The organism is Psychrobacter piechaudii, assembly GCF_900162825.1.
In the GTDB taxonomy this organism is placed as follows: Bacteria; Pseudomonadota; Gammaproteobacteria; order Pseudomonadales; family Moraxellaceae; genus Psychrobacter; species Psychrobacter piechaudii.
Map to the genome: position 1 here is coordinate 1 of NZ_FUGE01000032.1, position 10,099 is coordinate 10,099.

Here is a 10,099-nt window from a genome sequence, read left to right on the forward strand (position 1 = left end):
ATAAGCACTAAAAAACTTACCAGTTCGTTTTAGATGCTCAAAGCAAAGTGCATTAATATAGTTCCACACGAAGTTCACTGAACCGCTTAGACGATTCAGCTCTTTTATGTGTTTGTCTTTAATGCGTAGCTTGAGTGTTTTCATATGCTTAGTATGGCAAGATTAATTTTAGCTTACAACCCTTTATATACTGCTCACGACAGTGTGTGTCGTCTTATATCCACCCCCTGAAGTGGGTGGTTTTACGGCGACTGGTGATAAAAATACCCGAGAAGAAAAAGAGTGAGATAGGTGTTCTACGTTTTATTTTATAGAAGCGCCTATTATTTGATTAAGCTATTTAGATAATTATTTCAGAAAAGTATTTAAGACAGGTTATTAAGGGAAGTTTTCATCTAAATTAAAATAAGGGTCATTTAGAAAAGTAGAATGGTGACATTTCACTAACAGGAGTCCAACACTTCTTTAGAGTTAAGTTAATATTATAAGGTCATGTTGGTTAGCAAAAACTAAGCTATTGTAAGCCTAATATAATTTAAAAATGAATCAAAGCAGGTGTTTTTTTTTGAGTATTATTAACACTTATTTTTATGAAACAGTTATTCACTTATGAATAATAGCTATGAATAATAGGTTTTTGTATTATTTGGGCTTATACTAAAATCCATATCACCCTCCTATACTATTCATATTATGCTAGGTTGACAATACCTCGCAGCAGCGACAAATATATTATTCAATGGAAGAGAGTCTATTATGCTAAGTTATAAAGCCCCCTTACGTGACATGAAATTCTTATTAAATGACGTTTTCGATTATCAAACGCATTACAAAGATTTAAGTAATGGTGAAAACGCGGATCCAGAAACTGTAGATATGATTCTACAAGGTATCGCTGATTTCGCTGAAAACGTTATTAGCCCCTTATATCAACCAGCAGATGCTGAAGGCTGTCAATTCAAAGACGGTGTGGTGACCACTCCTAAAGGCTTTAAAGATGCTTATGATCAGTTCGTAGAAGGTGGTTGGCAAGGTATTTCGTACCCAGAAGAGTACGGCGGTATGAACTTACCAATGTCATTAAACCTTATCAAGTCTGAAATGATTGGTACCGCTAACTGGCCATGGGCAATGTATCCAGGTCTAACTACCGGTTGTATCAACACCTTAATGCAATACGGTACAGAAGAGCAAAAAGACACTTACCTTCCTAAATTAGTAGAAGGTACTTGGTCAGGTACTATGTGTCTAACTGAGCCACAAGCGGGTACTGACTTAGGTCAAGTAAAAACCAGAGCAGTGCCACAAGAAGACGGTACTTATAAACTAAATGGCACTAAAATCTTCATCTCAAGTGGTGAACATGATCTAACTGATAACATTATCCACATCGTTCTAGCGCGTCTTCCAGATGCTCCTGAAGGTACTCGTGGTATCTCTCTATTCATCGTACCTAAGTTCAAGGTTAACGAAGAAGGTGAAGCGGGCGAGCGTAACGGCGTAAGCTGTGGTTCAATTGAGCACAAAATGGGTATCGCTTCATCGGCTACTTGTGTTCTAAACTTCGACGACGCAACAGGTTACCTAATTGGTGAACCGCATCGTGGTCTAAAAGCGATGTTCACTTTCATGAACACTGCCCGTATCGGTACTGGTATCCAGGGTCTTGCTCACTGTGAGCTTGCTTTCCAAAATGCCCTACCGTATGCCAAAGAGCGTCGTTCAATGCGTACTCTATCAGGCGTAAAAGAGCCAGAAAAAGTAGCTGACGCTATCATCAACCATGCTGACGTACGTCGCATGCTGTTAACCATGAAGTCGTTCGCTGAAGGCGGCCGCTCAATGATTTACCATGCTGCTCGTTATGCTGATAAGATGTCTCAAGGTATCGCTGAAGGCAATGATGAAGAGTTTGAAAAGTGGGATGATAAGTTAGGTTTCTATACCCCAATTCTAAAAGGCTTCTTAACTGAGCTGGGTATTGAAGCGGCGAAAGAAGGCCAGCAAGTTTATGGGGGTCATGGTTACATCAAAGAGTGGGGCATGGAGTTAATCGCTCGTGACGCTCGTATTGCTACTCTTTATGAGGGAACCACAGGCGTACAGGCTCTTGATCTTCTAGGCCGTAAAGTTATATTACAATCAAAAGGTAAAATCATCCGTGATTACACTTCAGGTATCATGAAGTGGTGTGGTGATTACGCTCTAGACAAAAACATGCGTAAATTCGTTTGGGCGCTAACTAAGCTATGTGCTGAATGGAATACCCTAACTGTACGTCTAATGCTAAGCGCGCGTAAAGACCGTGAAATCATCTCAGCCGCTTCTGTTGACTACTTAATGTACTCAGGCTACGTAATGATGGCTTACCACTGGGCACGTATGGCCGCAGTAGCTTATAAAAAGCTAGAAAAAGGGGGTGTCGAAGCGCCAGAATTCTACAAAGCTAAGATTCAGACTGCTGAATTCTACTTTGACAAGATTTTACCTCGCACTTCAGGTCATGCTGAAAGCATGGTAGCTCCAAGCTCATCTATGACCGATATGGACATTGAGCACTTTGCATTCTTAGACTAATCTATTCGCTTTTTAGCCACTAGATTACAAAAAAACTGCTCTATTTATTAGGGCGGTTTTTTTGTGGGTGGTCTTTTGTGGACGGTTTCGTTTGATTTTCAGTGTCCTATCCTGGCTTATCGCTGATAAAAATGGGCTTACCTTGCATTGGAGCCGTCCGTTGTCCTATGATAGTGAGTAGCAACGGATAAAGCCGAATTATGGAAACAGCAAATCAGTCTCGTAAACAACTTTACCCCTGCACCTTTATTCTGATTATCCCAATAACCTTGTCGGGGTGCTATGGCCCATCCCTTGATTATTCATATCAAGCCAAAGATTTAGCCTTAGCTGAGAAATACCCGAGGACCTGATGCAGTTAGCACTGACGTAGGAAACAAGCGTGATCTTAGTGAGCTCATTCCCAGAATACACTTAATCCATTAAGGCGTAGTCCTTTAATGGCTTTTGGTGTTGCTCCATTCTAATTCTGTGCTTTCTCTCCAAGCGGTCAGTTCAAACGTTCCTCAGGTTATCAAGACACGGTTAAACTTTTGGTCATATGGCTTTTAGTGACCTATCTTTGATAAAAGTGAGCATTATGGACTTTCAAACACTACGCGATAACTGCCCGACTTGGCAAGATTATATCCATCATGAGTTTGTGAATCAGGTGGCAGCAGGAACCTTATCCAAACAAAGCTTTCAACACTATCTAAAACAAGATTACCTCTATCTTCTGCACTACACTCGAGTCATGGCACTGAGTGTCTACAAGAGTGACACTCTGGCTCAAATGCGTGTGGGACAAGCCGGTATCAATGCCATGCTTGATCTAGAAATTGGTATGTACTTAGAGTTTTGTCAGCAATGGGACCTCTCTATTAAGGAAGTCGAGAACACAGCAGAATCTGCAGCGACCATTGCCTATACCCGCTATTTGTTAGATGCCGCCATGTCTGGCTCATTGGTCGAGCTCTATGCGGCCATTGCGCCTTGTCTAATGGGTTATGGGGAAATTGGTCAGCGCATTAAAACAGAAGGCTTCGTTGATAATAACCCTTATCAGCCCTGGATCGACGTCTTTGCTAGTGAAGAGTTTCAAAAGGTAACTGCCCAAAATAAAGCCTTTATTAATCAATTATTTGCTGATGTCAGTCCGGCTCAGCAGCCCAAATTACAAAAATTATTTAACACAGCCTCTCGTATGGAGGTTAACTTTTGGCAGATGGCTTTAGATTTATCTTAATTGCCAAAAAGCCCATTTAACTTAAACAATCGACCAATAATAAATCCATTTAAAACAAGGAGAAAATCATGGTCATATTTGACGAGCATGCCAATGCGTATGACAGCTGGTTTATGGACAATGAGAACTTACTACTAAGTGAACTAAAGCTGGTTGCTCACTTCTTGGACAAAGACAGTACTATCTTGTCCGTGGGTTGTGGCAGTGGGCTGTTTGAAATGCTACTGGCAAAAGACTACGACATTCATATTAAGCACGGTATCGAGCCCTCTAAAGATATGGCACAAATTGCAGAAAAACGCGGATTAACCGTAGATATCAATACCGCAGAAGACGCAGAAATTGAGCCTAATAAATTCGACATTATCATGTTCAACGGCAGTGTCAGCTATATCAGCGACCTAGCCCTGTGTATCAATAAAGCTCATGACGCCCTAAAGCCAAGCGGTAAACTAATCCTAATTGATGTGCCTAAAGAAAGTGGATTTGCCAGCTTGTACAACTTAGCCAGCGCAGTCGATACTTGGGATCATAAGCTATTGGCCCATATCTCACCCAAAGACCCGTATCCTATTGAGTTAGTACGCACTGCAAACTGGCGCACCTCTGATGAGAAGATTGAGCTGATGCAAGAAGCAGGTTTAACTAATTTTGAATACGCACAAACCTTACTGACTCATCCTATGTTTGCCAATGACAAAGTACAAGAAGTTGTTGAGGGTTATGACCGCGGCGATTATGTGGCTATTTGTGCTCAGAAAAAGGCATAGCGAGTTTTGCTATTGACGAGATTCTCAATTAATTCTTAAGTCCTCACTATGAAAAATAAAGCCCCCTACAGCAAGCTGTCTGGGGCTTTATTTAAACGATCTATTACTGGCTAATCTTATAGCTTCTCTTTTCTATAAGCTGCCGTAAGCTCAACCACTTCAACGCAATACTGCACCGATACTCGCCCTGACTGTTGCTCTACCAGATCTTGCTTTAAACAGGCATGCAACTTCTTAGCCAAGTCATCTCTAATCTCCTGGCTGCGTCCTGGCATCAGCCTTAATTGAATATAAACGAATCCTTCAGCCTGCTCATCATCTTCTACCCCGACCAAGAATGTTTCTAGGTCTACAAACCTGGTCTTAATCGCTTGCGGTGAGCCAAAGTGGCCCGTTTCCCATAGGGTGCTGTTTAGCTTTTTTAATAAGCTTTCAGGTTTTTTGATGGTGACATTGGGCGTGGCTTGAACGATAACGTGGGGCATAGTTTTACTCTATTTTAGTATTGAAAACTGTTGTTAAAAAGCCGGGTGGGTTTAATCAATAATATCTGCAAATTTGGCATTGAGGCTATTTGCCAATTGCTGTGGTGGCAGTTCAATCTCAAGCCCTCGCCTCCCTCCGCTGACATGGAGGGTCGCTAATGATTGAGCAGAGTCATGAATAACCGTAGGCAATCGCTTTTTTTGAGCCAAAGGACTTACCCCACCTAAGACATAGCCACTACTTCGCTCAACCACCTTAGGATTAGCCATCTGCACTTTTTTACAGCCCAAAGCTTTGGCCATTTTTTTAAAGTTTAAGGTATCAATAACCGGTAAAACCGCAACCACTAGCTTTTTGGCATCGGTTTCTACCACCAACGTTTTGAAAACCTGTTCAGCAGGCAGACCCAGTTTATCAGCGGCTTCCAGGCCATAAGACTCGGCACTAGGATCATGCTCATATTCATGAATTTGGTAATCTAGTTTTAATTTCTTGGCTAAATTAATGGCTGGGGTCATAAACTTTTGCCTCAATACAATCAGTTGTTAATCCGTTTAGAGTACCGCATAACCCAAAAAACTAAAAGCCGTTCCGAAAAACTTACCTAAGCCTACTCACATAGTTTTAGCGTTTTCTTCCTGCTTCATAGACGTTTGCCATTGTGATTACACGTAGGTCTTACATCGTCTCCACAGGCTAATACGGTGGAACTCACCGCTTTTTTTAACCCATCAATGATGGGTTAATACTTTATCTGCATGATGCAGTATATTGATACTGGTATTGATTTCTCTATCATTTGCTTGCTGACAAGACGGACACTGCCATCGTCTAACTGATAAGGAGGGCTTTTCTTAAACCTAAAAAGTCAGGGTTATTACTACCTAGCCGCTTAAGGCTTAACGGCTACCAGTACGCGAATACTATCCGGCACCAGTGACAAGTTGCTTAATGCCTGCTCCCCTTGTGCTTTTAGCAATTCTAGACGCTCGATCTCTTCATCACGCACGTTCGGGTTCACTTGTTGTAGCTGTTTTAGACGGCTGATTTCACGCTCCCAAATTTGACTAAAACGAGCCAGTGCTTGAACACTAATCGCCTCTAGCTTACTTTGAGCAATGACTTCAGCGTCAAAGTAGCGTGATTCAATCACTTTATTGCGCACTTTAACCACCTGACGCGAACGGTTTTTATCCAAACGCTCAATGTGCGGCATAATCATATCCGCAGTGATGCGCTCAGATAAGTCACCACCCTGCTCTCCTAAGAACACTCTTAAATTTTGAGTTGGTAGAGTCGCCCCCAAATTCAGAATTTTCGGGGCAATAGTGCCCACCCTAAAGTTCACTTCCAAGAGCAACATACCTTCTGGGACGGTGTTACTCTTAAGCATAGCCACTGTGGTATTACCAAAAGTGCCCGAGTTGGTCATGTCATAAATGGCCAGCATTAGTGGGTGCTCATGAGTAATAAAGTCCATATCCTCACGCACTAAAGCTTGACTACGTTTGAAGGTTAAGGTCATACCGTCTTCGGAGATAGGCAGATTGTCAACATCGGTATGCTGACTGTTTTCGGCTTCTGGTGGATGAATCACCCAAGAACCATCACGCTGCACACTATGATCTAAGTTCACTGAAGAGAAGAAACGATCTAAGAAGGACGGCAATAAGTTATTGGCATCAAAGTCGCTCATCGCGTCAGCAATACGGGAAGCAACTCTTGGACGACAGGAGTTGTACTCTAGCAGACGGTCACGGCCCGACTGTAATTCTGCCTCTAAATCTTGACGAACGCTTGCTGCTTCAGCGATTAAGTCACTTAAAGCTTGGCGATTTTGCTCATTGTCTTCGCCTTCAAGTAAAGGTTTTAAGTCAACGATGAACTGCTCTTGTACCGTTTGGGCGGTCGGTGAAATATGATTGAAGATATTAAGCGCAGAATCATACCACTGATACATACGCTCTTGAGCCGTACCTTGCACGTAAGGTACGTGCAGAGTAATCTTTTGGGTTTGACCGATACGGTCTAGGCGACCAATACGCTGCTCTAAAGTATCTGGGTTGGCCGGCAAATCCCACAGTACTAAATGACTGGCAAACTGGAAGTTACGACCTTCAGAACCAATCTCTGAACATAATAGAATTTGGGCACCTGCTTCGTCTGCAAAAAATGCCGCCGCTTGGTCACGCTCAAGCAGACTCATCTGCTCGGTGAAGATAGCGGTCTTAATGCCGGCGTGTAGACGCAACACCGCCTCTAAACTTTCTACCGTCGCTCCACTACGAGCAATAAGCAGTACTTTTTTCTGCTTTAACTCTTCTTTTAACAGCTTAATTAACCACGGCACGCGCGGGTCGTCTTCTAGCCAGCTGCCATCAGGCTGGTTTTCTTCGCCCCACAGTTGCTCGCGCAACTTACCACAGGTCTGGTAGCTGCCTATCCAGCTTTCTGGACAAGGCAGAGGGTGCGGGTGACTGGTACGGCCATGGAATCCTTGCACACTATCACGGGTATTACGGAATAGCACACGGCCAGTACCATGGCGGTCTAACAATTGATTGAGAGCATAAGTACGTAATTTATCGTCTTCATTAATGGTGGCCAGCTCATCAGGATCACTAAAGCCCAATAAATGAGTCAAGGCTTTAATTTGCCCTTCAGTTAAAGGCTTTTGATCCATCAATACTTCGGCTACTGCCGCGGTATCAGAGAACGCCGCCTGACCTTCAATAAAGTCATCTAAATCATCAAAGCGGTCTGAATCAAGCAGACGTAGGCGGGCAAAGTGGCTTTCCACCCCTAATTGTTCGGGGGTTGCGGTTAATAGCAATACCCCTGGGGTTTCATGAGCAAAATCTGCCACCAGCTCATACTTATCATTACCACCTTGCTCTGGATCCCAATGTAAGTGATGCGCCTCATCCACCACCAATAAATCAAAGCCGGCTTCCATCGCCTGCTCATATAAGTCATGATGATCTAGCAATAAATCTAAACTGGCGATGATGCACTGCTCAGTGGCAAACACGTTTTGATCGGGATTGTGCTCTTTAATAGCCGCCGTACGCACCAGATCAAATAGAGCAAAATTTAGGTTAAAGCGGCGACGCATTTCAACCATCCACTGATACTGTAAGCTGTCAGGGACCAAGATCAATACGCGCTGTGCTTTACCCGTCAATAACTGTTGATGGATAATCAGACCCGCCTCAATGGTTTTACCCAAGCCCACTTCATCGGCTAACAATACTCGCGGGGCGATACGTTTACCCACTTCATGAGCGATATATAACTGATGCGGAATGATATCGACGCGAGCGCCCATCAAGCCTTTTAACGGATGGCCTGCCAAGGCTGACTGCATACGCAGAATATCTTGACGCAGCTCATACCATTCTCCACGTTCAACCCGTCCAGCCAGCAATCTTTCTAGCGGTTTCGCCAAAGTAATATTAGCGGCCAAGCGGGTTTCCATAATGCCTCGCGGATGACCTTCCACATGATACTTAACCACCCCCATTACCTCATCAACCCCAGTAACGATATGGGTGTTACCTTCTTGATCGGTAATCTCGTCACCCACCTTAAAGGTCACTCGAGATAAAGGTGCCGAGTTTTTGGCATAGACTCGGGTCTCTTCGCTTTGAGCAAATAAGATATGCACACAGCGGTCATCAACATCTATCACCACACCTAGGCCCAGCTCAGCTTCAGTATCAGATAAATAACGTTGACCAACGGCGAATTCGGGGATTAAAGCAGCTATTGTCATAAATCAATCAATTCTTTTATTAAAATGTGGGGTTTCGCTTGATAATCAATCACAAGCAACAGCAAATAAACCGCTGTCAAATGGTGCTTATTATAAAGGATTATTAGCCCTATCTACGTTAATGAGGTCAAAGTTAGCAAATTCTACACCTAATCTTTGAAAACACCTTTTCCTATCGAATTTTTTGCTATTTTAACAACTAATCACTGCCCTTATAAAAAATACTCGCATAATCTTTGTAAATAAGGAGCTTTTTTAGCCCTTGGTTTTGGAACTATGCACGACAGTGGTAGCATGTGCAGTATTGAGCTGACTTTATCACCAGTCGCCGTAAAACCACCCATTTCAGGGGGTGGATATAAGGCGACACACACTGTCGTAAGAAGTCGTTAAAGGGTTGTAAGTTAAAATTAATCTTGCCATACTGAATATATGAAAACACTCAAGCTACGCATTAAAGACAAACACATAAAAGAGCTGAATCGTCTAAGCGGTTCAGTAAACTTCGTGTGGAACTATGTCAATGCGTTAAGTTTTGAGCATCTAAAACGTACCGGTAAGTTTTTTAGTGCTTATGATCTAAGTGAGTACACCAAAGGTAGCGGTGAGTATTTAGGATTACACAGTCAGACCTTACAGGCTATCAATGAGACACACGCTAAATCACGTAAACAATTTAAAAAAGCCAAACTTAACTGGCGTACCAATAGAGCTGATGCCACGCGTAAAAGCCTAGGTTGGATACCTTTTAAAAAATCTGCTATAAAGTATTTACAAACAAGGCAGACAGGTAAGAAGGCACTTAAATCAACCATACAGCTATCGCTATCTAAAGGTCAAAAGCTCATCATCGATGTATTCGATAGCTACAATTTGTCTTTGTATCAAATTAACACGCTTGAGATAGTACAAGACAGTCGTAATCGTTGGTATGCGTGTATCACCGTTAAAGACCATCCTAAGCAAGTAAGTGGTAAGGGCAGCGTTGGAATTGATTTGGGCTTAAAAGAGTCTGCTACTACCTCAATGGGTGATAAACTTACTATTAAGCAAACGCAAAAATGGGCGAATAAATTAGCAGTAGCCCAGCGTGCTAACAATAAAAAACGTGTCAAAGCAATACACGCCAAAATTAAAAATACAAGATTAGACTTAATTCATAAATTCACCACCAAGCTTGTTAAAGATAACAGCTTAATTGTGGTTGGTGATGTTAAATCTCGCTCATTTACAACTAGAAAAACCAATCTAGCTAAATCAACA

General features: G+C 42.5%; 7 protein-coding genes, 1 pseudogene and 1 riboswitch. Of the genes and pseudogenes, 4 read left to right on the forward strand and 4 right to left on the reverse strand.

Going from position 1 to position 10,099, the window contains the following annotated elements:
• A pseudogene (locus tag A1019T_RS13500) lies at nucleotides 1-144 on the reverse strand (RNA-guided endonuclease InsQ/TnpB family protein); the annotation flags it as partial.
• Between the two features lie 612 nt (nucleotides 145-756).
• Between A1019T_RS13500 and A1019T_RS00585 the strand changes: the two are divergent.
• The 3 genes from A1019T_RS00585 (at nucleotide 757) to A1019T_RS00595 (ending at nucleotide 4,575) form a co-directional block, all read left to right on the forward strand.
• Nucleotides 757-2,577, forward strand: coding sequence for an acyl-CoA dehydrogenase C-terminal domain-containing protein (locus A1019T_RS00585; RefSeq protein ID WP_077449959.1), 1,821 nt, complete (start codon nucleotides 757-759; stop codon nucleotides 2,575-2,577).
• Nucleotides 2,578-2,840: 263 nt separating this feature from the next.
• Nucleotides 2,841-2,970: riboswitch (TPP riboswitch) on the forward strand.
• 187 nt (nucleotides 2,971-3,157) lie between these two features.
• Nucleotides 3,158-3,805, forward strand: a complete 648-nt coding sequence (gene tenA / locus A1019T_RS00590) for a thiaminase II (RefSeq protein ID WP_077449960.1) — start codon at nucleotides 3,158-3,160, stop codon at nucleotides 3,803-3,805.
• A gap of 68 nt (nucleotides 3,806-3,873) precedes the next feature.
• On the forward strand, nucleotides 3,874-4,575 hold the full coding sequence (locus tag A1019T_RS00595; protein ID WP_077449961.1) for a class I SAM-dependent DNA methyltransferase: 702 nt from the start codon (nucleotides 3,874-3,876) through the stop codon (nucleotides 4,573-4,575).
• Between the two features lie 116 nt (nucleotides 4,576-4,691).
• Here the strand turns inward: A1019T_RS00595 and A1019T_RS00600 are convergent, their stop codons facing one another.
• The 3 genes from A1019T_RS00600 to rapA all read right to left on the reverse strand — a co-directional run bounded on the left by A1019T_RS00600 (nucleotide 4,692) and on the right by rapA (nucleotide 8,836).
• A complete protein-coding gene (locus A1019T_RS00600) occupies nucleotides 4,692-5,060 on the reverse strand; it encodes a 5-carboxymethyl-2-hydroxymuconate Delta-isomerase (RefSeq protein WP_077449962.1) in 369 nt (122 codons plus the stop codon).
• Nucleotides 5,061-5,111: 51 nt separating this feature from the next.
• Nucleotides 5,112-5,579: a Cys-tRNA(Pro) deacylase gene (gene ybaK, locus A1019T_RS00605; protein WP_077449963.1), complete on the reverse strand. Its 468-nt coding sequence runs from the start codon at nucleotides 5,577-5,579 to the stop codon at nucleotides 5,112-5,114.
• 374 nt (nucleotides 5,580-5,953) lie between these two features.
• A complete protein-coding gene (gene rapA, locus A1019T_RS00615; RefSeq protein ID WP_077449964.1) occupies nucleotides 5,954-8,836 on the reverse strand; it encodes an RNA polymerase-associated protein RapA in 2,883 nt (960 codons plus the stop codon).
• Nucleotides 8,837-9,268: 432 nt separating this feature from the next.
• Here rapA and A1019T_RS00620 point away from each other — a divergent pair.
• Nucleotides 9,269-10,099: RNA-guided endonuclease InsQ/TnpB family protein (locus A1019T_RS00620; protein WP_077449965.1), on the forward strand; the 831-nt coding region annotated here is incomplete at its 3' end.